14 protein-coding genes are annotated in these 22798 nt (G+C 66.0%); 7 read left to right on the top strand and 7 right to left on the bottom strand.

The genetic code is table 11. From position 1 onward, the window contains the following. Positions 1 to 248: 248 nt before the first annotated feature. Complete coding sequence (locus JW958_04690; protein MBN1825543.1) at positions 249 to 5432, bottom strand: sigma 54-interacting transcriptional regulator; 5184 nt, start codon at positions 5430 to 5432, stop codon at positions 249 to 251. Between the two features lie 140 nt (positions 5433 to 5572). Here JW958_04690 and JW958_04685 point away from each other — a divergent pair, with 140 nt between their 5' ends. Then, positions 5573 to 6286 carry a glutamine amidotransferase gene (locus tag JW958_04685; GenBank protein MBN1825542.1) on the top strand — a complete coding sequence of 238 codons (714 nt, stop codon included), beginning with the start codon at positions 5573 to 5575 and terminating at the stop codon, positions 6284 to 6286. Between the two features lie 23 nt (positions 6287 to 6309). Here the strand turns inward: JW958_04685 and JW958_04680 are convergent, their stop codons facing one another. Beyond that, the gene (locus JW958_04680; GenBank protein ID MBN1825541.1) at positions 6310 to 7725 is read right to left on the bottom strand and encodes an MFS transporter; all 1416 of its coding nucleotides are present in this window, start codon (positions 7723 to 7725) and stop codon (positions 6310 to 6312) included. 288 nt (positions 7726 to 8013) lie between these two features. On the opposite strand from JW958_04680, the gene JW958_04675 reads away from it, so the two are divergent. Next, positions 8014 to 10266: a PD40 domain-containing protein gene (locus JW958_04675; GenBank protein ID MBN1825540.1), complete on the top strand. Its 2253-nt coding sequence runs from the start codon at positions 8014 to 8016 to the stop codon at positions 10264 to 10266. A gap of 107 nt (positions 10267 to 10373) precedes the next feature. Here JW958_04675 and JW958_04670 read toward each other — a convergent pair whose 3' ends face one another. After that, a complete protein-coding gene (locus JW958_04670) occupies positions 10374 to 11864 on the bottom strand; it encodes a hypothetical protein (protein MBN1825539.1) in 1491 nt (496 codons plus the stop codon). A gap of 445 nt (positions 11865 to 12309) precedes the next feature. On the opposite strand from JW958_04670, the gene JW958_04665 reads away from it, so the two are divergent. The 5 genes from JW958_04665 to JW958_04645 are packed head-to-tail and all read left to right on the top strand — an operon-like array spanning position 12310 to position 18473. Further along, entirely contained in the window at positions 12310 to 13590 is a 1281-nt protein-coding gene (locus JW958_04665; GenBank protein ID MBN1825538.1) for a cache domain-containing protein, read from the top strand. 11 nt (positions 13591 to 13601) lie between these two features. Continuing rightward, positions 13602 to 14540 carry an NADH:ubiquinone oxidoreductase gene (locus tag JW958_04660; GenBank protein ID MBN1825537.1) on the top strand — a complete coding sequence of 313 codons (939 nt, stop codon included), beginning with the start codon at positions 13602 to 13604 and terminating at the stop codon, positions 14538 to 14540. A 6-nt stretch (positions 14541 to 14546) separates the two neighbouring features. Then, positions 14547 to 16100: a nickel-dependent hydrogenase large subunit gene (locus tag JW958_04655; protein ID MBN1825536.1), complete on the top strand. Its 1554-nt coding sequence runs from the start codon at positions 14547 to 14549 to the stop codon at positions 16098 to 16100. Positions 16101 to 16104: 4 nt separating this feature from the next. Continuing rightward, a complete protein-coding gene (locus tag JW958_04650) occupies positions 16105 to 16560 on the top strand; it encodes a hydrogenase maturation protease (protein MBN1825535.1) in 456 nt (151 codons plus the stop codon). Next, positions 16557 to 18473, top strand: a complete 1917-nt coding sequence (locus JW958_04645; protein ID MBN1825534.1) for a response regulator — start codon at positions 16557 to 16559, stop codon at positions 18471 to 18473. Before JW958_04650 ends, JW958_04645 begins: the two co-directional genes overlap by 4 nt. A gap of 42 nt (positions 18474 to 18515) precedes the next feature. Here the strand turns inward: JW958_04645 and JW958_04640 are convergent, their stop codons facing one another. The 4 genes from JW958_04640 to JW958_04625 form a co-directional block, all read right to left on the bottom strand. Beyond that, the gene (locus JW958_04640) at positions 18516 to 19937 is read right to left on the bottom strand and encodes an aldehyde dehydrogenase family protein (GenBank protein MBN1825533.1); all 1422 of its coding nucleotides are present in this window, start codon (positions 19935 to 19937) and stop codon (positions 18516 to 18518) included. Continuing rightward, positions 19934 to 20953, bottom strand: coding sequence for a homoserine dehydrogenase (locus JW958_04635; GenBank protein ID MBN1825532.1), 1020 nt, complete (start codon positions 20951 to 20953; stop codon positions 19934 to 19936). Before JW958_04635 ends, JW958_04640 begins: the two co-directional genes overlap by 4 nt. Before the next feature lie 72 nt (positions 20954 to 21025). Further along, a complete protein-coding gene (locus tag JW958_04630) occupies positions 21026 to 21382 on the bottom strand; it encodes a cupin domain-containing protein (GenBank protein MBN1825531.1) in 357 nt (118 codons plus the stop codon). Positions 21383 to 21391: 9 nt separating this feature from the next. Next, entirely contained in the window at positions 21392 to 22630 is a 1239-nt protein-coding gene (locus tag JW958_04625) for a hypothetical protein (GenBank protein ID MBN1825530.1), read from the bottom strand. Positions 22631 to 22798 lie beyond the last annotated feature (168 nt).

The raw sequence follows: 22798 nt of genomic DNA, 5'->3' as shown, positions 1-22798 counted from the left end.
ACAGACACGACGAGCACGAAGGAACGTCATGGCAAGGATCGTGCGGCGCGGGCGTCGCGATGACCGAGCAACCTCTTGTCTTCACGAGGAATAAAAAAAAGCGGGGGGTGCGATTCGGGCGCCGGGGAATCGGGCGTACGGGCGTACGAATTTATCGGGGCATCGCGGGCCGATCCGCGACCCTATCTCCATAGGAATCAGAGTGTAAGTACGATCGCGGGGAGCGTGGCGGGCGGATGGTCAATCTGTCAGTGATTCGTATGATCGTACGGGTCGTCCGGCGGAGACGATTTCGGCCGGAAACGATCGAGGCCGTATTGCTTCCTCTTTTTCCGAACCGTGGATTCGTGGACGCCCAGCTTTTTCGCCGCGGCCGTGTTGTTCCAATCGCTCCCGCGGAGCGCGTCGAGAACCCGGCCGCGCTCGATGTCCCGCATCTCCGCCCCGAGATCGGCTTCCGGCTTCTTCGATCTCGAGCCACCCGCCCCCATCGACGGGAAGAGAGCGCTCAAGTGCTCCGGCAGATCCCGCACCTCGATCCGTTCCCCGTCGCACAGGGAGACGGCGCGCACGATGGCGGAGTCCAGCTCCCGCACGTTCCCCGGCCAATGGTGGAACAGAAACAGGGAAAGGACCTCGTCGGAGATAGAGCGGACCGGGCGGCGGTTCTCCCGGGCGTGCTTCTTCAGGAAAGCGCGCGCGAGGGGGATGATGTCCTCCCGCCGTTCCCGGAGAGGGGGAATCGTCACCGTTTCCGCGTTGATCCGGTAAAGAAGATCGCTGCGAAAGAGGCCGCGGGCGATGAGCGACTGGAGGTCCTGGTTGGTGGCGGAGATGAGGCGGACGTCCGACCGGAGCGTTTCGCTTCCTCCCAGTCTCTCGAAGGTGCCGTCTTGAAGGGCTCGAAGCAGTTTCTTTTGGGTCTCCACTTTCATGCCGCCGATCTCGTCCAGGAAGAGGGTTCCCCCGTCGGCCCGCTCGAACGCCCCGATCCGGCGCTGATCCGCGCCGGAGAAGGCGCCCCGCTCGCTACCGAAGACCTCCGACTCGAAGAGCGTCTCCGGGATCGCCGTCGTGTTGAGGGAGCGGAAGGCTTTGTCCCGGCGGTCGCTCTCTTCGTGGATGAAACCGGCAATCAGGCTCTTCCCCACGCCCGTCTCCCCGAGGAGAAGAATCGGCATGCGCCCCCGCGCCGCCCGGCGAAGCCGGTCGAGGATCCCTTTCATGACCGGGCTCTCGGTGACGATGTCGTGGACGTGCTCCCGCCTGTCGATCTCCTCGCGCAGCATCTCGTTTTCGCTCTCCAACAGGCGCCGGTAGCGGGCGTTCTCGAACGCGATGCCGGTGAGATGGGAGAGAGCTTCGAGGATCCTCACGTCGCGCGGCGAGAAGACGCCCTCCGTTTCGCGATGATCGAGGTAGATCGCTCCGATCAACCGGTCGCGGGAGCGGATGGGCGCGCAAATCACGGAGAGAATGCTGAAGGAGGCCACGCTCTCCGCGCCGCTGAACCGCTCGTCTCGAAGGGCGTTGTCCGTGACGAAGGGCTCCTCGGATCGCTCCGCCATGCCGAAGACGGTGCGACTGAATCGGCTCACGTCCGCCAGGTTCTCTCCTTCCAGGGAACGCGCCTTGCGCGGCAAGAGACGACCGTCCGGCTCGCGCAGCAGAATCAGCCCCCTCTCCGCCCCAAGGTAATCCACCGCCTGATCCAACACATAAGCGAGGACCTGCTCCTCGTCGCGCCGGGAATTGATCACCTCCGAGATGCGGCAGATCGTCTGAAAACTTTCGCCGAGCGCTTCCTCCCGGCCGGGAAGGCTCGCCAGCAGACGGGAGAGGAATGGAGGAGGAGTGACGAAACGGATCCGGTCGTAAAGGGATTTCGCCTCCTCGAGACGACGCTTCGCCCGCCGCTTCGCCCCCTGCGCGGCGAAAACGGCGCCCAGTCGTGCGAGTGACTCGGCCAGATCGATCCGGAGATCCAACCGCCGGGCGTCGCGCACGACCCCTCGGTAGAGCGCTTCCGCCTCGGCGATCCGTCCCCTGCTCTCCTCGTAACGCCCCTTCAACAAACGGAGCCGGACGGCGAACAGGGGATACTCCTCCCGTTTCATTGCGCGCTCGGCGTAGCGGAGCGACTCCAGAGGCGAGCGGCCCGTTCCCCGATCCAGACGGCACGCCGCGATCATCAGAAGCGTTTCAACGAGGTTGAGTTTCGCCTTCTGCGACTTGAAAAGGCGGAGCGCTTCCTCGAAAAGCACTTCCGCCTCATCGTAACTTCCCCTCAGGCGGGCGAGCCTCCCCCGGGTTCGCGTGTTCAGGGCGAGCTGACGCCCCCCCAATCCCCCCGGCGCGAGCGATTCGATCTCCGCGAGGACCGCCTCCGCGCGATCCGGTTCTTCCCGGGCGATGTGACAGAGCGCGAGCAGATTCAATCCGTCGACGAGCCGCATCGGCTTGACGATCCGGCGACCGATCCGGAGACCGTCCTCGGAGAGGCGGAGCGCCTCGACGAGCCTTCCCCTCTCCCGGGCCGCGTGCCCCATGCTGAGGAGCGTGGTCGCCTCGTGAGCGCTCTCGCCGTACTCCCGGAAGGTGACGAACGCTTCGTGAAAAAGACGACCTGCTTCCTCCCAACGGCCCAGACGCGCGAACACGCGGGCCAGATCCTCCGAGATGCGCGCCTCCTCGATCAGGTTTCCCGTCTCCCGGGCGATCCGGAGGGTCCGCTCCATCGACTCCCGCGCATCGCGAAGCCGCCCCGTCCAATAATAAATGAGCGCCAGATTGGACAAGGGGGGGACCGCCTCGCCGGGCGCGGTTCCCTCTAAGACGCGGACCGCCCGCCGGTAAAACGTGATGGCGCGCGCCCAGTCGTGGCCGTTATAGGCGATCGCTCCGAGACGGTTGAAGATTTGACCTTTCAGCACCCTCTCGCGCGTTCCCTTGAGCGCCTCCAGCCCCGATCGGAGCGCCCGGCCGGCTTCCTCCTTCCGGTTCTGGTCGAGCAGCGCCCACCCCAGATCGCGAAGGATCGCCGCCCGGTCCCGCGGTGACAGTCCCTCCGGGGGACTCAGAAGGGCCCGGAGTTTCTTCTCCGCGCGCCCGGGATTCCCTTGATTGCAGAAGATCCAGGCGTCCAGAAGCCCGGCCCGGATAATCGTGGACCGATCGATCCCACGGTCGCGGCCCCACGCGAGGAGAAGCCGCGCCGCCGCCCGGGCGCCCCGCGTCTCGCCGGCCCGGAACCGCGTTTCGGCGAGCCGGAGAAGGAGTTTCGCCCTCTCGCCGGGAGCGATGCTCCCGGGATCGACGGCGGAGGCGCGCCGGTAAAGCCGCGCCGCGTCCCGGAAGAGAAAGAGACGTTCCATCCCCTCCGCCGCCTTCATGAGCTTCCGTCTCGCCGCCGCGAACGATCCGGCGCCCGCCAGGTGGTGCGCGACGATCAGCGAGGCTCCCTCCACCCCCCTCTTCTCCTCCTCCGCGCGGAGCCGCGCCGCGGCGCGATGCAGCTTCGTCCGCGTGTCGGCCGAAATCATCCCGGCCAACGCCGGGCGGAACGCCTCGTCTTTCAAGGAGTAGCGATCGCCGGCGGGATCGGGATCGATCCGGATCCACCCGCGCCCGACCAGGGCGTTCACCAGCACCGGCCAGTCCTCCTCGGGAACGCCGAGAAGCCTCCTATAGAAAGGCGCGTCGCCCGCGATGGGCGAGAGGGCGACGGCGGCGGCCAGCAGCGCCGCCCGCGGGGGAAGCCCGGCGGGATCGAGCCCGACGGCGCTCTCCTCCCCGGCGCCCGCGTCGTCACCCGGCGCCGGAGTCTCGGACAGCGTGAAGGATCCGTACTTCCGCCGCACGCGCCCGCGCGCGATCCACCGCCTGGCCAGCCCCTCCAGCCGCGCCGGCACGCCGCCGGAACGACGAACCGCCTCCCGCGTCAACCCGGGGTCGACCTTTCCGTTTCCGAGGACGCCTCGAATCCACTCTTCCACGTCGGAATCACTGAGCACCTCGAGCATTAAGGTCCGGAGCAATCCTCGCTCCTCGAAACGGTCGAGAAGGGAGGAGAGCTGAGGGGATTCGACCGATCCGATCGAGGCGAGAAAACGGACCGGCGGCGGACCGTCACGATCAAGGAGGAAACGGAAGAAACGGAGAGAGGAGTCGTCGAAATGATCCAGGTTGTCGACGATCACGAGAATCGGCTTTCCTCCCCGATCCGCGAAACCGGCGATCCTCTCTTCCCAGATCCGGTAGATCGCGCGGAAGAGGGAGAGTTCGCCGCTCGACCCGGCCGTCCCCGAGCGCCTCGGCGACGACGCGATGCGCCCCAGATCCCACCGCAGGGGATCGGCGGAGATCGCCGCGAGGAGGAGGCGAGCCCCCTCGTAAGGCCGGTCGCACACCGCCTCCGGGACGGAGAGGAAGGCGACTTTCTCGCCGTCCAAACGGAGCTGAAGGGAGAATTCGCGGAGAAGGCGGGTCTTCCCCCACCCCTTCTCCCCCCGGAGGGCGAGACAGGGGCGGTCGTCCAGGCTCGACCAATCGCGCATCTCCTCGAGCAGGGAGTCCCGGCCGACCAGGGGGGGACGGGCGACCACGGTGACGCGCCCGCTTCCGGGCTTTTCATCGAAGAAGTCGGCCAGGAAATCCCGCGCCGTCTGAGGCCGGTCCGCGGGGCTCTTCGCGAGCAAACGCTCCAATGCTTCGTTCCATCGAGCGGGAAGGTTCCACTCCCGCGGCGCGCCGACCCGCGGCCGAGCCGACAGATGCCCCCAAGCCACCTCCTCCGCCGAACCGGTGAAGAGAGGGCTTCCGGTGAGGATCTCGTGGAGGGTCGCGCCGAGCGAGTAGAGATCGGAACGGTGATCCGGTTCGTTTCCGCGGATCGCCTCGGGGGCGAGGTATCCCAATGTTCCGGCGATCGTCCCGAGCCGGTCCCCGCGAAAAAAGAGGGGAGGGAGAAAATCGGTAAGAAGAAGATCGCGAATCTCCCCCTCCTCCGCCCGGAACAGGATGTTCGACGGTTTGAGGTCGCCGTGAACGTGGCCGTGTTCGTGGAGAAAGGCGACCGGCTCCGAGAGGGCGCGCACGACGAGAGGAAAACGGGTCTTCCGATCCACCGCCGTCCACGCCGCCGGATCGACGGTTTTCACGTAAGGATAGACGGCGAAGACGCCGCCGTCGGGCGTGCGTCCGACATTGATGATCGGGCAGATGCCGGGATGAACGAGGTCTCCCTGCAGGCGGATCACGTCATGGAAACGGACCCGGGCCATCTCCTCCGCGCGCGGGCCGACCACCTTCAATACGACCCTGTCGCCGCCGTCCGCGGGATGGGCGATCGCCACCACCCGTTCGCCGTCCGATTTGAGCACGCTCTCCACGCGATAACCGGCAGGCATGCGGGGCGGGGTTCGGCGCGACATGAATCCTCCGTGCGATCGTCCGGGGAAAGACGCGTTCCCAGTCTACATTCTTAGGATCTCAATCTCAAGTCTCATCTCCCCCACCGCCTTCCCGTGCGCGGGCGCCGGGGATCCTTTAGAATGGAAACGGAGGAGAGAACGTGAAGAAGGGCGTGCTGATCTTGAAGGTCGGGGAAGCGCTTCCCGGCATACGCGAAAGACGCGGCGATTTCGAGGACTGGATCGGACGGGGCTTGGGCGGAGGGCTTCCGGTACGGGTCGCCGACGGGCGGCGAGAGGCGCTTCCGGACCCGGCGGAGTACGCCGGCGTGGTCGTCACCGGTTCTCGGGAGAACGTGACCGACGGGACGGCGTGGATGATCCGCGCGGCGCAATGGCTCTCCGGCGCGGTCCGGCAAGAAGTGCCCCTTCTCGGGATCTGTTTCGGCCATCAGATCCTCGCCTACGCCCTCGGCGGCGAGGTGGGGCCGAACCCGGCGGGAAGGAACTTCGGCACCGTCTCCTTCCGGTCGGCCGCCGGAGCGGCGGGGGATCCTCTTTTCCGTGGGTTCCCCGATTCGTTTCCCGCGCAGGCGAGCCACGCCCAGCGCGTGCTCCGTCTTCCCCCCGGAGCGGTTCTGCTCGCCTCCGCCGACGCGGACCCGCACGCCGCGTTCCGGGCCGGGAGCCGCGTTTGGGGAGTCCAGTTCCACCCCGAATTCGACGCCGGAATCACCGCGGATTATGTCGACGCCTATCGCAAAGAACTCGCCGCCGGGGGGCTCGACCCGGACCGTCTGATCTCCGGCGTAAGAGAGACGCCGGAAGCGGCGGCGATCCTCCGCCGTTTCGCGGAAGTCGCGGCGGCGGGTTGATCGGCCGGACGGCTCGGGCGTTCTTACCGGCGCGCCTTCTCCCAGTGCGCTCCCTTGGTGAACCAGTCCTTCAGCAGCAGCGCCACGAGAGGACCGCCGAGGGCGAATGCGCCCAGAATCAGCCAGAGCATACTCGGCGAGTCGACGAAGGCGACCGTGCCGGCGCGCAGCCGCTCGCCCATGTCGAGGGGAACCCAGCGGGTGAGCATGTGGCCGGAAAGCAGGCTCACCACCGTTTTCGCGAAGAAGTAGGGGACCATGGACAATCCGAGGTAGGTCCCCTCCTGCCCCTCCGGCGCGATGGCCGCCGTGTACTCGTTCAGCCTCGGCGACCAGATCACCTCCCCCACGGTCAGGACCACCAGGGCGATGATGGAGTAGACGTAGGTCATGTGTCCGTAGGAGGGGACCGCCAACACGAAGAGAGAGAGGCCGGAGATCATGCCGCCGAAGGTGAGCATCTTGTACACGCTGAACCGATTCAGAATCGGGATGAGCAGAATGAGCCCGAAGATCACCAGAAACGGATTGATCGCCTGAAGCACGCCGATCTTCGCCTCCGGGCCGATCACCCGGAGCCAGTACTTGGGCCAAAGGAGATGCAGATAGAGGAAGCACGCCCTCACGCCGATGAGGAGCGAGATGAGAACGAGGAAGCGCCAGAAGATCGACTCTTTCAGCACCGAGCCGGCGATCTGCCAAGGGGTTTTGCGCTCCTTCGGCTTCGCCGCCTCCTCGGGCGTCGGCTCCTCCCCCTCGTCGTAGATCTGCTCCTCGCGCCGGATGAATCCCATGATCAGGAAGAAGGAGATCACGTGGGCGATCACGGCGAAGGTGAAGATGTGGCCGTTCGGCAGCCCCAAGGTAAGACGGATGAAGTCGATCAGCAGGCCCGCGGCGAAGGCGCCGATATTCATGAAGAGATACCAGAGGTTGAAGCCGGCGCCGCGCGACTTTTTGGTGGTGAACCGTTTGTTCGCCGCCTGGTAGACGGTCTGGATCATCGCCACGAAGGGGGCCATCAAGAAGAAGGCGATGGTGACGATGACGCCCCGGTACTCGGGGAAGAGCATCGGCGAGAGGGCGAGCACCATGATCGCGCCGCGTGTAAGGAACTGGCCGATCATGGCGGTGTAGAACGCCCGCCGGATCCCGAGCCAATCGGTGACCATGCCGGAGAAGAAGAGACAGATGGTGGTCGTGCTCGCGTAGAGGGTGACCACGTACCCCGCCTTCTCGTCACTGAACCCGAAATCGTCGGAGAGGAGAATGACGGCGATGGTCAGGATGGAAAAGAAGGTGGTGCTGTCGAGAAAATTGATGATCTGGATGCCCCAGTACTCGGACCGGGTGTGACGAAGGACCTTGAAATCCCGGAAGTATCGGACGAGGTTGCCCCAGAGGCCGCCGTCCGACACGCTCCCCGCGCTGTTGCTCATGTTCTCACGCCCTCGTTTCTCTTTTGGAAGTGGGCTTTCTCGCGCGGCCGTTCGGTCCGGCCACCCCGTTGCTTCAATCCGCCGATTGTACCCCGCGTTCTTCCGGGGCGCAAGCCGGTCAACTGTTTGCTTGAATTATCGTTACAATCAACCGCGGCGCCGCGGTTTCCCGCCGGGGACCCGAAGGAGTCGCCGGAAAAATCTTGATCGTCCGCACCGGCCGGGGCGTCATGTATTCGGATCGACTCGTAACGGTTCCCCTTTCTTCATCGAAATCAGGAGGTTCCCTTGTTCGATCGAGCGCGCCTTACCGTAGCCGCCTCTCTCCTCTTCGTCCTCGCCGCCTCGGACCCCGCCGGCGCCGGGGAGATCGATTACCCCGAGGGCCGTCGGGAACCCGGGCGCTCCCCCGGACTGTTCGCCGCCGGGCTCGTTTCCACGGGCCTCGACGAGGCGGGCGCCGTCCGCTTCTCGCCCGACGGGAACGAAGCGCTCTGGCACGTCGAGGAGGGCGACCATCACGTCATCCTCCGGATTCACCGTGAAGGAGGACGATGGATCGGTCCCGAGACGGCTCCCTTCTCCGGCCGTTGGCCGGACGAACTGCCGGTCTGGTCCCCCGGGGGTCGGCGCGTATTCTTCCGCTCTCGAAGGCCGGACGGCGGGGAAGACGACCCGCTGCCTTACTACAGGTGCTACGTGGTGGAGAGGCGGAATGGCGGCTTCGGTCCTCCCGAGCGATTTCCCGATTTCGACCCGGCCATCCCCTACTCCTTCGACGCCGAGGGGAACGGTTACGCCTGGATCCCCTCCGCCGACGGCGAGGGAGGGAGTGATCTCTTTCTCCTTCCGCGCCACGGCACCGGTTGGGGGGAGCCGGTTTCCCTCGGCGCGGCGGTGAACAGCGAGGCAGAGGAGACGCGGCCGTCGATCTCGCCCGACGGGAATACGCTCCTCTTCACCGTCTTCGGCGGCCCCCGGCGGAGCGGCGGCTTCGTCTCCTTCCGCGAAAACGGCGGACCGTGGACCGATCCGCGTCCCCTACAGGAGCTGTACGCCGCCGACGGTAACGATCTTTTCCCCACCTTCTCTCCGGATGGCGAATGGATCTTTTTCACCGGCAGGCGGTTCCAGGAATTCGATCCCGACGGACCGCCGCGGAACATCGCCTCCATCCGGGACAGGATGAAGGCGCCCCAAAACATGGGAAACGACATCTACCGGATGAGCGCCGCCGTTCTCGATCCCGCCCGGCCGGGGTCGACAATGATCCTCGACGGGGACTATCTCGGCGAGGAACCGCCCGGCCCGGAGCCGCGTCTCTTCGGCCGTGGGACCATCTCCACCGGGCTCCACGAACACAGCGCCGCCGTCTTCTCCCCAGACGGGAACGAGGTGTTCTGGACCGCGGCCGGCGCCGTGGAGCACACGCTCCTTCACATGCGAAGAGCAAACGGACGATGGACCGGTCCGGAGGTCGCCCCCTTCTCGGGCCGCCACAGGGACGACAACCCCTGTTTCACGCGCGGGGGGAGCCGGCTCCGGTTCAGCTCCCGCCGTCCAGACCCGGGCGCGGCGGCGCCCCACGACTCGTGGCGCTGCTGGTACGTGGACCGGAGCGGCGACGACTGGGGAGAGCCGGTTCTCGACACGGCGCTTACCCGGACCGGCGCCCTCATGCCCGTCTTCGCCGAAAACGGAAACGCCTATTTCGCCGTGGCGGCGCGAGACGGAGGGGGACCGCGGAACCTGGACATCTTCGTCGCCGAACCGCTCCCCGACGGCGGTTGGTCGGAGCCGCGCGATCTCGGGCCGGCCGTGAATTCGCCCTATTTCGACGCATGGCATTTCATCGATCCGGAAGAACGATACATCATCCTCAGCTCCTTCGGCCGGCCGGAAGGGGACGGTCTCTTCGTAAGCTTCCGCGACGCACTCGGCGGTTGGGAGCCGGCGCGCCGGCTCGGCCACCGCATCAACGGCGGCGGACAGACGCGGATGCCCTTCCTCTCCCCCTGCGGGCGCTACCTCTTCTACAACCACGCCGGCGACGACCGGCCGGACCATTCCCGCGAACCGCTCTCCTTCGCGGATCTGATCGCCCGCGCCGCCGAACCGCGCAACGGGCAGGGAGACGTCTTCTGGGTGGACGCTTCCGTTCTCGACTCGGCGCGCGCCGTCGAGACGCCGGACATCCGCTCCGCCCTCGTCGACAGGGGGAGCCGCGAAGGGGGAGGCGCGGCGATCGCCCTCTACCGGGAGCTGCGGCGGCGATGGCCGGACTACTACGATTTCGGGCCCGACCTGTTGAACGCGGCGGGCTACCGCCTGATGCAGGAGAGGTTGGACGCGGCGCTCGCACTCTTCCGGCTGAACGCGGAATTGTACCCGGACGTGGCGAACACGCACGACAGCCTGGGTGAGGCGCTCGTCGAAACGGGGCGGCGCGAAGAGGCGATCGACGAGTACCGCGAGGCGCTCCGCATCGATCCCACCTTTTCATCGTCGATCCGGGCGCTGCGCCGGCTGGAGAACCGATAGCGCCGAGAAAGGCGGGCGTTTTCGATTCGAACGGGCGCCGGGGGACGCGCAAAAAATGCCGCCCCGGCGGGCGGCTTTTTCGCTTGATCGGTTCCGCGGCGCGGGCGTCACCTCCGGGCGATGCGGAGTTCCGCCTCCTCCTTCCCCGCATGCATGAAGTCGGCGAGAGGGGAATCGGGGCAGCGCTCGAGCAGATAATCGTAGACGCGGATCGCGTCCTGGGGCGATCCCTTGCCGTGGACGTACGCCTCGGCGGTTTGGAGCATCCCCTTCACCGCACCCGCGTCGGAGGGGCGCCGGTCCAGAATCGCGCGGTAGGCGCGGCCGGCGGTTTCCAGATCGAGCATGGTCCGGAGGGTGTTCCCGATCCGCAGCAGATCATCATCGTTCAGCTGCAATCGCCCCGCCCGCTCCCCGAATTCGCGGTACGCTTCGGCGGCCGGTCTATGGCTCCCCCGCGCCAGACTCCAGGGGATCGCCCGGTCGGCGAGACGCACCGCCTCATCCTCGCGTCCCGCGCCGATCAGGAACCGGCAGAGACCGCAAAGAACGAGCGGATTCGGTTCGTATTCCGCGTCCAGCCGGCGCAGTTCCTCGATGGCGCCGTCCGGGTCGTCGGCGAAACGCGCCTCCGCTTTACTCACCCTGCCCACCGCATCGGTGACGACGGGGCGGCCGTTCGGGGCGACAACGGCGGGCATGGAGGCGCGCAGTCTGCGCGAATCCCGCTCGGCGCTTCGGGTGACGGCCCGGTGAACCGGCGTCCGTCCCCCCTTCGCCTGGGCGGGACGGTCCGCCTTCGCCATCACGTCCAGAATCGGTGAAGGGTCGAGATCCGCCGTCTCCTCCTCGCCGGGACCACCCGAGGCGGCGAAGAATCCGCACAACCTCCCGAGAAGAGTCACGGCGAAGCCGAGAAGATAGACACCCACGGCGCCTCCGACGAGAATGCCGCCCTGACCGCTGCGCGCGCCGACAAGAACCAACAGAGGCAGGGAGAGGACGACCGCCATCGTCAGCCCGCCGAGGTAGAGGGCGTAAACCAGGAATATGTCGCCCACCCGGCCGCCGAATGTGTTTCGCCAGTATTCGGCGCTGAAAAGATCGACGATGTTCGAAGCGCCCACCGACGCGATCAAAAACACGGGGGGCGAAAGGGCGACGAGCATGACGTAGAGGGCGCCCAGCAAGGCTTTTTCTCCACCCCCCATCCCCATCATCATCATTCCGGCCGACTCCATCGTGTTTCCGGGACGGAAGCCGAGCAGATAGAGGGGGATCAACCAACAGGAACTGAGAAGAACGAAGCGGATGGCGACCGTCAGTACGTCGAAATCGGAGCCGCCGGTTTTCGAGAAGACCGTGCCGCGCCACTGCCCCGCGTATCCGTTCAACGCGATCCGCGCCAGGGCGAGCGTGGCGGCCACCTGCACCAGAGCGGCCGGCGACACCTTCGACCCGGCCCGTTCGGATACAATGGCGAGCAGGCCGATCGGCAACGCCACCGCGAGGCCGGTCACAAAAGTACCCGGCGTCATCGTCTCGCGGAGCACCCGACCGGCGATGCCGCCGTATCGCGATGTTCCCGTAGCGAACATTCCGTCCCTCCCTTGCTGGAACCGAAAATCGTCTCTATATCATTTTTCGGCACAAAGACTTCTCTTATGAAGGGTCCACGCCTCCCGAAACGCCGCCCCTCCGGCCACGCGGAGGGAAGATTTTCCTCTTTCTCGCTCTTTCCGGCCGATTCGAGACGAACGGCACGGAACCGCGCGGATTTTTCGCCCCACTCCCCCGCCCCCGCCGCTCCGCTCCCCGGTTTCCCCGGGAAAGACAGATCGTTTCCCGACGGGCAAGAAATTCTCGGGAATGCCGATAACTCGTTCGAGGACGGTCCTTGCGCCCCGCTCCGCCACAAGCCCGAGCGGGACAAGGACCCGGGAAGGGACGGGTACGTTCTCGCGGGGAATGGCCTTCGGGGCCATCGCCCTCCCATACGATCTACAAGAAGCCACGGGACCGCCGGGGACCGGGAGAGATTACATGCCGGACGACGACCGGACATCCATCTGGAACGGCCTGCATCTCCGTATCTTCCTGCCGGTATTCGCCTCGCTCGCGCTCTTCACGGTCGCGGCCTTCCTCTTCATCCTGCCGCAGTTCGAGGAAAGCCTCCGATCGAAGAAAATGGAGATGGTGCGCGAACAGACCGCGATCGCCTGGAGCGTGATCGACTACTACGTCCGCCTGGAACAGGAAGGGACGCTGACGCGGGAAGCGGCGCAGAAAGCGGCGATGGATCATGTCCGGCATCTCCGCTACGGCCCGGAGAAGAAGGACTATTTCTGGATCAACGACATGCATCCCACCATGCTCATGCATCCCTACCGCACCGACATGGACGGGACTGACATGAGTGATTACGCCGACCCGAACGGAAAACTCCTCGTCGTCGAAATGGTCCGCATCGTGCGCGAACGGGGAGAGGGTTTCGTCGATTACATGTGGCAGTGGAAGGACGATCCCGACCGAGTGGCGCCGAAAATATCCTACGTGAAGGGTTGCGAAGCCTGGGGATGGATCGTCGGCACCGGTCTTTACGTCGAGGACGAACGGCGGGAAATCACGGCGATGACCCGTCGGCTCGCCTGGGTGCTCCTGGCCATCCTCGGCGTGGTCGTGATCCTCCTGCTCACGGTGATCCGCAACGCCATCGCCACGGAAACGCGCCGCCGGGAGGCGGAGAAATCGGTGCGCCGGACCCTCGAGACGATGCGGGCCACCTTGGAGGGGCTCCCGTTCGCGGTCGTCCTCGTGGACCGGCGAGGGACTATCCGCAGCGTCAACGAAGCCGCCCTGGCCCTCCTGGAGAGGACCGAGGGGGAACTGATCGGCCGAAGCTGCCGGGACACCTTTTGTTCCAGTCCGATGAAGGAGTGCCCCGTCCTGCGTGGAGAGGAATCGATCCACAACCGCGAGGGGGTCGTGCTGGACGCGTCGGGAGGTTCCATTCCGGTTCTCAAGTCCGTTCTTCCGCTTCTGCTCGACGATGAGGAGCTCCTCCTGGAGACCTTCGTGGACATCACGGAGAGGAAGAGTAGCGAGGAAGAACTGAAGCGGCACATGAAGGAGATTTCCGAGGCGAAGCACCGCCTGGAGATTCTCGTGGGTCAGACGGTGGAGCGGGAAACGCGGATGGTGCAGCTCAAGGCGGAAGTGAACGGATTGCTCGACGAACTCGACCGGCCGGCCAAGTACAAAGCGCCGGAGAGGGTCGCCGAATTGATCGGCGGGGTCTTGCCGGCCATGAATAAAGGAGACTGAGGGGGGCGGTCATGTCCTTGAATCTTTTCTGGTTGCAGTGCGGCGCCTGCGGCGGCGACACCATGTCCCTTCTTTGCGCCGATTCCCCGGGATTTGTTCAGGTATTGGACAAACTGGATCTGCGCGTTCTCTGGCACCCTTCCATGACGGCGTGCGATGCGAAGGAGCGTGAGAGAACGGTCGGCGCGATCACGGCGGGGGACCTTCCCCTTCATATTCTATGCGTGGAGGGCTCGGTCATCCGCGGACCCACCGGTACGGGGATGTACGCCACCCATAGCGGCCGCCCGAAGAAGGACCTTCTCGCCGCGCTCGCCGCGCGGGCGGAACACGTGATCGCCGTCGGGACGTGCGCCAGCTTCGGCGGCATTCCGGCGAGCTGCGAGGTGGAGGCTTGCGGCGTTCAGTTCACCCGCGATCAAAAGGGGGGATTCCTGGGCGACTCCTGGACCTCCGGGAGCGGCATGCCGGTGATCAACCTCCCCGGCTGTCCATGCCATCCGTCCGTGGTGGTCGGGACCCTCACGGCGCTGGTGGGCGGTGTCCCCTTGCACCTGGACCGCCTCGGCACCCCTACGGAGTGGTACGGCATGCTGGTCCACCAGGGCTGCACGCGAAACGAGTATCACGAGTACCGCGTGGAGGAGAAGGAGTTCGGCGAAAGGGGCTGCCTCTTCTTCCACATGGGATGCCACGGGCCGCTCGCCCACGGGCCATGCAACAAACTGCTCTGGAATCGCCGCAGCTCCAAGACCCGCGCCGGCGTTCCCTGCTTCGGTTGCACCAAGCCGGGATTTCCGCAGGCCACGCCCTTCTTCGAGACGCCGAACATCGAAAACCTGCCGATCGAGCTGCCCGAGGGCGTCGACCGAGCCCACTACATGGCTTACAAGGGAATGGCGGCGGCGGCCGCGCCGGAGCGGCTCCTGGGCCGGGAAAACGAGGTATAAAGGATCATGCCCGCGACGGAGACAAAAGCGAAGACGAAAACGATCCTCACCCCTCTGAACCGGGTCGAGGGAGACCTGGAGATCCGCGTGGAGTTGGAGGACGACCGGGTGGTCGACGCCTGGAGCGCGGGTGTGATGTACCGCGGTTTCGAGAACCTGCTCCGCGGCCGGGGCGCCCTGGACGGCTTGGTGCTGACGCCGCGAGTGTGCGGCATCTGCGGCACCGCCCACCTGCAGGCGGCGGCGAGGGCGCTGGAAGCGATCATGGGCGTCCGGCCGCCCGCCAACGCGATCCGCGTGCGGAACACGGCCCTCGCGGTGGAACACCTGCAGAGCGACATGCGGCACGCCTTCCTTATGTTCGTCGCCGACTTCGTCAATCCCGCCTATCGGGACCGGCCTCTCTACGAGGAAGCGGCGCGCCGGTACGCTCCCTTCCGCGGAGAAACGGTGATCGAGACGATCCGGGAGACGCGGAGCGTGGTGGAGGTGGTGGCGATTCTCGGCGGCCAGTGGCCCCACTCCTCCTACATGGTCCCGGGCGGCATCACGACGCTGCCGAACATGAGCGACATCTGCCAGTGCCGCTACCTCCTCGACCGCTACCGCGCCTGGTACGAGAAGCGCATCCTCGGCTGTTCGATCGATCGTTGGCGCGAGGTACGTTCCGCCGGTGATCTCGACGCCTGGCTCGACGAGAGCCCGGCCCACCGGGACGGCGAGGTCGGTTTCTTCGTCCGTTTCGCCCGCGACATCGGGCTCGATCGAATCGGCCGCGGGCACGACGCCTATATCGGTTTCGACGGCCTGCCGATCCCCGAGGGGTCCGCGGTGCGGGGGCGCCGCGAGAACGTGCCGTTCCTCCTCCCGGGCGGCTTCGCCACGGGAACGGAAGTGACGCCGCTCGACCAAGCCCGCATCTCCGAACACGTCGCCCACTCCTGGTTCGAAGACTACGAGGGGGGGCGACACCCGTTCGAGGGCGAGACGAAACCTTACGCAACGGGCGCGGAGGGGCGGAAGTACTCCTGGGTCAAGGCGCCCCGCTACGGGAACCGGCCCGCCGAGACCGGCCCGTTGGCCGAGGCCGTTCTCGCCGGCGTTCCGCTCGTGCGGGACCTGCTCCGGCCGTCCGGCCCGAACGCCTTCGTCCGCCAGCTCGCCCGGATGACCCGGCCCGCCGAGCTGCTCCCCGCCGTCGGGCGGTGGATCGACGAAATCGATCCGGGAGAGCGTTACTACACGGCATCTCCGCACCCCGAGGAGGGGGAGGGATTGGGAGCGGTCGAGGCTTCCCGTGGGGCGCTCGGCCATTGGTTGCGCATCGAGAGGGGGCGGATCGCCCGATACCAGATGATCACCCCCACCGCCTGGAACGGCTCGCCGCGCGACTCGGCGGACCTTCGCGGCCCCTGGGAAGAGGCGCTCGTCGGCACGCCGGTGCGGGACACGGAGAACCCGGTCGAACTCGGCCATGTGATTCGCTCCTTCGACGCCTGCCAGGTCTGTTCGGTGCACGCCTTCCGCGGCGGGCGATCCTTCCCGCGGAGAAAGGTCTAACGGGATGGTGAACCGAGTGGTCTGCGTCGGGAACCGATACCATCCGGAAGATTCCGCCGGGCCTCGCGTGTACGACCTCATCGCGCGGAACGGGCTTCCCGCCGGGGTGGAGGCGGTGGACGGCGGACTGGCCGGTCTGGACCTCTTCCCGAGGGTCGAGGGCGCGGACCGCGTCGTATTCGTCGACGCGGCGATCGGATTCGACCCGGGGGAAGGGCTGGTGGTGACCACCGGGGCGGAGGCGGCGCGAACCGGCGCGGAGACCTTCGGCCACTCCGCGGGGATCGGCTACCTGATCCGCTGCCTCCCCTACCTTCTCGACCACCCGGCGCCCGAGATACTCGTGGTCGGCGTGCCCGTGCCGTTCCGCGACGACGCGATACGGGAAGCGGCGCGGATCGCCCCGCTGCTCGCCGCCCACGGAATCGACGCCATGCGCGCATCGAACGAGGAAGCATGACGGATCGAGAGCACAACGTGCCAGCGGACGACTCGCTCGATCGCCTATTGCGGGATCGGGAGATGCTGCGCGACGAACTCCGTGTCGCGCGGCGCGCTTCGGACATCACCGCCGAGCTGGTGGCGGAGCAGTTCGCCAAGGCGGACGAGATTCTCCACCGGTTGGAGGGGAAGGCGTCGGAAGAGAAGGAACTCCGCCGGCAGCTGACCGACAAGCTCGCCGAAGCGGAGGAGCGCGAACGGGAGCTGCAGCGGGAACGCCGGACCCTCCAGGAGATGCAGATCGCCTCGGTGAACATGATGGAGGACATCGCCGCCGCCCGGGAGGCGGCGGAGGCCGCGACCCGCGCCAAAAGCGAGTTCCTCGCCAACATGAGCCACGAGATCCGCACGCCCATGAACGGCGTGATCGGCATGGCCGGTCTTCTTCTGGAGACCGAGCTGACGACGGAGCAGCGGGAGTACGCCGAAACGGTCCGCAACAGCGCCGAAGCCCTCCTCACGATCATCAACGACATCCTGGACTTTTCGAAGGTCGAGGCGGGGCGGCTCGTTTTGGAGACGCTCGACTTCAACCTGATCGAAACGGTGGAGGAGGCGACCGACCTTCTGGCGATGCGCGCCGAGGAGAAGGGTCTCGAGCTCGTGGCGCGGATCGATCCCGAAACGCCGAAGCACCTTCGCGGCGATCCGGGTAGGCTGCGTCAGATCCTGATCAACCTCATCGGCAACGCGATTAAGTTCACCGATCGGGGCGAAGTCGTTCTCCGAGTCCGACCGGAAGAGGGCGATCGGAGACGGGCGACGCTCCTCTTTCAAATTCGCGACACGGGGATCGGGATACCCGAGGAGAAGATCGGGAAGCTCTTCCGCTCCTTCAGCCAAACCGACGCCTCGACCACGCGGCGGTACGGCGGTACCGGTCTCGGTCTCGCCATATCCAAGCGCCTCGCCGAACTGATGGGCGGGAAGGTCGGCGTGGAGAGCGCGCCCGGCAAGGGTTCCACCTTCTGGTTCACCATTCACCTGGAGAGGGGGCGGGAGGGCGCCGCTTCCCCGGCGCGGGCGCCGGTGTCCGGACGGCGGATCCTTCTCATCGAAGACAACGAGGAGTGCCGCGCCGACGTCGCCGCGCAGATACGCGCCGCGGGTCACCGCGTCGACGAGGCGGCCGGCGGCGAGGAGGGGGCGGCGCTCTTCGCAGAAGCGTCGCGTCATGGCGATCCTTACGAACTCGTTCTCCTCGACGCGACCCTCCCCGACCTCTCGGAAGCGCAGGCGGTGGCGGCACTGCGCCGTGCGGACCCGGATCGCGTCGCGCCGATCCTGCTCCTCTCGACAATCGGGAGACGGCGGCGCGGTGAGTCGATCGAAACGATCGGCGCCGACGGATGCCTGACCAAGCCGCTCAAGCGATCGACTCTCCACGAGGCGTTGGACGCCGCATTCCGGTCCCGAGAAGATGGCGGGTCGGGGGAAGACACGGGAGGCGGCGCGCCCGAGAGGATCCGCCCCGCCCCCGGCACGCGCGTTCTGGTCGCCGAGGACAATCCGGTCAATCAGAAGGTGGCGCTTCTTCTCTTGAAAAAAATGGGATGCCGGGCCGATGCGGTCGCGAACGGCGCGGAAGCGGTGCGCGCGTTGGAGACGATTCCCTACGACTTGGTTCTGATGGATTGCCAGATGCCGGAGATGGACGGCTTCGAGGCGACTCGGGTGATCCGCGAGGCGGGGCGGACGGGAGGCGGGCGGCCGATCCCGATCGTCGCCATGACCGCCAACGCCATGCAGGGAGACCGGGACCTGTGTCTCGATGCGGGGATGGACGACTACGTCGCCAAGCCGGTCACGCCGAAGGCGCTCGAGGAAGTGCTGTGCAAATGGCTCCCCGAGACGACGCCGGTCCGCGCCTGACCCGGGGAGCCCTTTCCGAAACCCTTCCCGTCTCCGAACCGATTAGATGCCGGGCAGATGGAAGCAGACCACCTTCGGCTCGGTCATTTCCTGCAGAGAAAACTTCAGACCCTCACGACCCAAGCCGGAGTATTTGACGCCGCCGAAGGGCATCGAGTCGAGCCGGTAGTCGGTCGAGTCATTGATCATCACGCCGCCGCAGTCCAGTTCGTAAGCCGCCTTGAAGGCGGTCTCCACGTCCCGGGTGAAGATCGCCGCCAGCAGCCCGTACGGCAGGGAGTTCGCCTCGGCGATCGCCTTGTCCAGATCGTTCACGCGGTAGAGATTCACCGCCGGCCCGAAAACCTCGTCTTTGTGAATGCGCACGTTCTTGGGAGGTTCCTCGATCACCGTCGGCTCGAAAAGAGCGCCGTCGCGCCCGCCGCCGCAGAGGATCCCGGCGCCCGCCTCGGCCGCCTCGCGCACCCACTCCTCGACGCGCTCCGCCTCGCGGCGCGTGATCATCGGGCCCATGTCGGTCTCTTCCTTCATCTTGTCGCCGATGACGTACTTCTTGGCCAGCGCGACGAAGCGCTCCTTGAACTCGTCGTATATCGCGTCGTGCACCAGGAGCCGCTGTACCCCGATGCAGTTCTGGCCCGCCGCCCAGAAGGCGCCGGAGACGGAGGATTCCACCGCCGGTTCCAGGTCGGCGTCCTTCCATACGATCACCGGCGAATCGCTCCCCAGCTCCATGCCGATCTTCTTGATCCCCGCGACGGCGGCGACCGATTTCCCCGCCTCCACGCCCCCGGTGAAGCTGACCATCCGCACCCGGTCGTCCCGCACGAGGGGCTCTCCGATTCGAGACCCGACGCCCGTGATCAGCTGGATCGCCTCCGGCGGCAATCCCGCCTCGACGAGCGCCTCCACCAGCTTGATCGCCGAAAGGGGGGTCACCGTCGCGGGCTTCAGAATCACCGCGTTCCCCGCCGCCACGGCGGGACCGAGCTTATGGGCGACCAGGTTGAGCGGATCGTTAAATGGGGTGATCGCGAGCACCACGCCGATGGGAAAGCGATAGTAATAACCGCGCCTCTTCTCGCCGCCCGGGAAGGAGTCCCAGGGGATCGTCTCGCCCAGGATCCTCTTCGCCTCCTCGGCGGAGCAGGTGAGCGTGTTGACGCAGCGCCCCGCTTCCTTGCGCGCCTCGCGGATCGTCTTGGAGCCTTCCCGGGCGATGACGGTCGCGAATTCCTCGACCCGCTCCTCGATGATCCTCGCCGCGCGGAAGAGGATCTGCGCCCGGTCGTACACGCTCATCCGTTTGGTGATCTCGAAACCGCGCACCGCGCCGGCGAGCGCCTTCTCCACGTCACTCGGGGACGCGCTGGGCACGGTGTCGATCACCGATTCATCGAAAGGATCGGTGACCTCGATCTTCTCGTCCCGATCGACCCACCGGCCTTCGAGAAGCATCTTCATCGCGCACCTCCCGCATGGATGATGTCGATCAGCGCGCTGTAGCCGGTCTCGACCCGTCCCGCGCCCGGGCCGACGATGGTCACGTCGCCGAGGGCGTCGGTGGTGATGGTGAGGGCGTTGACGGCGCCCATGACTCCGGCGAGCGGGTGGGAGAGATCGATCTCTTGCGGGCCGACGCCGCCGACCACTTTCCCCTTCTCGATCGCCACGCGGCCGATCAGCTTGTAGCGTTTTCCGCGGGCCTTGGCGTCCGCCACCCTCTCGGCGCTGATCCCGGTAATCCCTTCGCAGGGAAAATCGGCGGGCTTCTTGTGCGCGTCGAAAACGGCGTTCGCCAGGATCGTCACCTTGCCCAGGGCGTCCCAGCCGAGCACGTCCGCGTCGGGCACCGCCTCGGCGTAGCCCAACTCCTGCGCCTTTTTCAGCGCGCCTTCATAGTCCATTCCCTCTTCCATTTTGGAGAGGATGTAGTTGGTCGTCCCGTTCAGGATCCCCTTGATCTCGGTGATCGCGCAGCCGGCCAACGTCTCCCGGATCAGGTTCAAGACCGGCGTGCCGCTCATCACCGTTCCCTCGTAAAGGAAACGGATCCCTTTCTTCGCGGCCAGGGCGTTCAGGGCGGGGAGGTTCAGGGCCACCGGTCCCTTGTTGGTGGTGACCACGTGCATCCCGCGCTCGAGCGCGGCCCGGACGTGGCTCGTGGCCGGCTCGCCGGTTTTAATGTCCGTGTAGGTCATCTCCACCACGCAGTCCGCTTCGGCCGAGCCGATCAGGGTGAGGGCGTCGCCGTCGAAGCCGCCCGGCAACCCGGCGAGGCTCCCCTTCTCCTCCGCCTCGCGGACCGCCGCCGCAAGGTCGATTCCCTTCGGATCGTAGAGGCTCCCGGTCTTCATGTCCGAGATCCCGACCACCACGGGTTCGATCCCGTATCGCTCCTTCAGTGTCTCCCGCTTTCCGATCAACAGCTCGGCGAGCCCGCGGCCGACCGTGCCGAAACCGATCAAGAGCAGACGCATCGTATCCTCCTTCGTCGCTTGCGTTCGCTCGTTCCGGGCGGACCGTCGGCACCGCCCGGCGAAGCGCCGCTCCTATTTCACGCGATACCGGTCCGGCGACTCGAACAGATCGATGACGGCGCATCGGGTCCGGAAGGACGCCGCGTGCTCCGTGCCGGCCGGGATGAAATACCAATCGCCTTTCTTATAGACCCCGGGCTTACCGCCGATGGCGAGTTCCATCTCCCCCTCGAGCACGAGACCCCATTGCGCGCAATGGGAGTGCGGGGGGACCTGGGCGGTCGGTTCGATGTCGAAGAAAACGACCTGATTGCTCGATCCCTGCAGGAGCCAGCCCCGCACGCCTTCGAAGGGGACGGCGATCTCCGGTAGGCCGCGCACCATCTCCGGGTAGGGGGTTCCGTCCCACTCTTGCATCCACTTTTTCACGGCTCTCTCCTAGGACCGCACGCTGATATCGGCGTAACGGACCGGGTGGCCTCGGCGCAGGATCTCCTTCGCGTCCAGATCGCAGCGCACGCATTTGTGGTAGATCACGTCTCCGATCAGCTCCGCTTTCTCGTCCCGCTCCTCGTCGGGGAGAAAGTAGGCCGCCATCGTGTCGTAGGGGCGCGAGGCGCCGTCGCTCTCGTACTTGATGGTCATGTCGTAACCGGCGTCGAGCACCTTGTGCGCGTTCTCGGTCCAGTCGAAATTCTCCATGCCCAGGTCCGGGTTGATGCGCAGGTGTGCGGTCAGGGAAATGTTGGGCATCCCGGCCGCCCCTTTCAGATCATCGGCGCACTGCATGAAGGTCTCGGGGCTCGCCCCGTTTCCGATGTTGATCTCGTAGATCGGCGTGGTGCCGTCGTCTCGCAGGTAAGACTTGACGATGTTCATCAGCATCCGGAACTGGATCGCGTTCTGCGTCGAGAGAAGCATGGAGATCTTGAAGCTGATTTCAGGAATCCGGCGCGCGTAGTAACAGGCGGCGACGATGGTGGACCAACTCGGGTTGAGGAAGAAGTCGGCGCCCGTTTCGAGGGCGGCCCGAGTGATCCCGTCGAGATAGACGAGGTGGTTGTTATCCGCCACCTCCACGCCGCCCAGGTTGCCGAAGGCGGTCCCCATGTTTTTCAGGATGATCTGGCTCATCCCCCCGCCGAGATCACGGCGGTGAAACTTCTCGCCGGTCACCTTCTCGATGCGGGCGAAACGCTCCTCCGGGAGCGGAATGCCGATCAGGTTGGTGGAGCAGAACTTGCTCGCGCCGAGGATGTTTTCCGCCATGGCGAGGGTGGCGAGGAGGTCGCCGCTGTAGACGTAGCGCTCGGTAAGAGCGACGACGGAGATCATTTCGGTCGGGAAGAGGACGTCGCCGTTTTCGGCGATCCGCCGCATGCAATCGAATGTGACCCGAGCCCCCTGGAAGCCGGAGACCTGGGTGGTGCAGACACCCTGTTTCTCCGGCCGGATCCCCTCCTTCTTCAGGAAGTCCTCGAGCTTCGGGAAGTCGCTCGCGTAGGATTCCGCCTTTTCGAGCATCTCACCGAAGCCCTTGTCGGCGGCGATCCGCTTGCGGGTGTTGTAGAGCCGCGTTTCGGCGATCTTCTTTCCGATCGCCTCCGCGCCGCCGTAGGAGTCGATAAGCGCGTCGATGGCGCGCATGTCCCGATCGCTCAATAGATGGAAATGCATCGGCCCGTCCTCCGTCGAAAGGGTCATTTACGCGAGATCCCTGTTTTCCGGATGTGCTTCGGTGAAGTAAAACTCGCCCGATGTCGTAACCCGGTTCAAGCATAAGGGAAGGAAAGGCGGCCGTTCCAGGGGAATCGCCGGGAGATGGGGGACAATAACGCGCAATGA

It is taken from the genome of Candidatus Eisenbacteria bacterium, from assembly GCA_016930695.1.
GTDB lineage: Bacteria > Orphanbacterota > Orphanbacteria > Orphanbacterales > Orphanbacteraceae > JAFGGD01.
The sequence above is the reverse complement of the archived record's forward strand: the minus strand, read 5'-3'. Positions and strand labels throughout refer to the sequence as shown.

Excerpts from the sequence above, each read along its gene's own strand:
- JW958_04690 (MBN1825543.1), bottom strand. The coding sequence starts at position 5,432 with ATGTCGCGCCGAACCCCGCCCCGCATGCCTGCCGGTTATCGCGTGGAG.
- JW958_04680 (MBN1825541.1), bottom strand. The coding sequence starts at position 7,725 with ATGAGCAACAGCGCGGGGAGCGTGTCGGACGGCGGCCTCTGGGGCAAC.
- JW958_04670 (MBN1825539.1), bottom strand. The coding sequence starts at position 11,864 with ATGTTCGCTACGGGAACATCGCGATACGGCGGCATCGCCGGTCGGGTG.
- JW958_04665 (MBN1825538.1), top strand. The coding sequence starts at position 12,310 with ATGCCGGACGACGACCGGACATCCATCTGGAACGGCCTGCATCTCCGT.
- JW958_04660 (MBN1825537.1), top strand. The coding sequence starts at position 13,602 with ATGTCCTTGAATCTTTTCTGGTTGCAGTGCGGCGCCTGCGGCGGCGAC.
- JW958_04655 (MBN1825536.1), top strand. The coding sequence starts at position 14,547 with ATGCCCGCGACGGAGACAAAAGCGAAGACGAAAACGATCCTCACCCCT.
- JW958_04650 (MBN1825535.1), top strand. The coding sequence starts at position 16,105 with ATGGTGAACCGAGTGGTCTGCGTCGGGAACCGATACCATCCGGAAGAT.
- JW958_04645 (MBN1825534.1), top strand. The coding sequence starts at position 16,557 with ATGACGGATCGAGAGCACAACGTGCCAGCGGACGACTCGCTCGATCGC.
- JW958_04640 (MBN1825533.1), bottom strand. The coding sequence starts at position 19,937 with ATGAAGATGCTTCTCGAAGGCCGGTGGGTCGATCGGGACGAGAAGATC.
- JW958_04635 (MBN1825532.1), bottom strand. The coding sequence starts at position 20,953 with ATGCGTCTGCTCTTGATCGGTTTCGGCACGGTCGGCCGCGGGCTCGCC.
- JW958_04625 (MBN1825530.1), bottom strand. The coding sequence starts at position 22,630 with ATGCATTTCCATCTATTGAGCGATCGGGACATGCGCGCCATCGACGCG.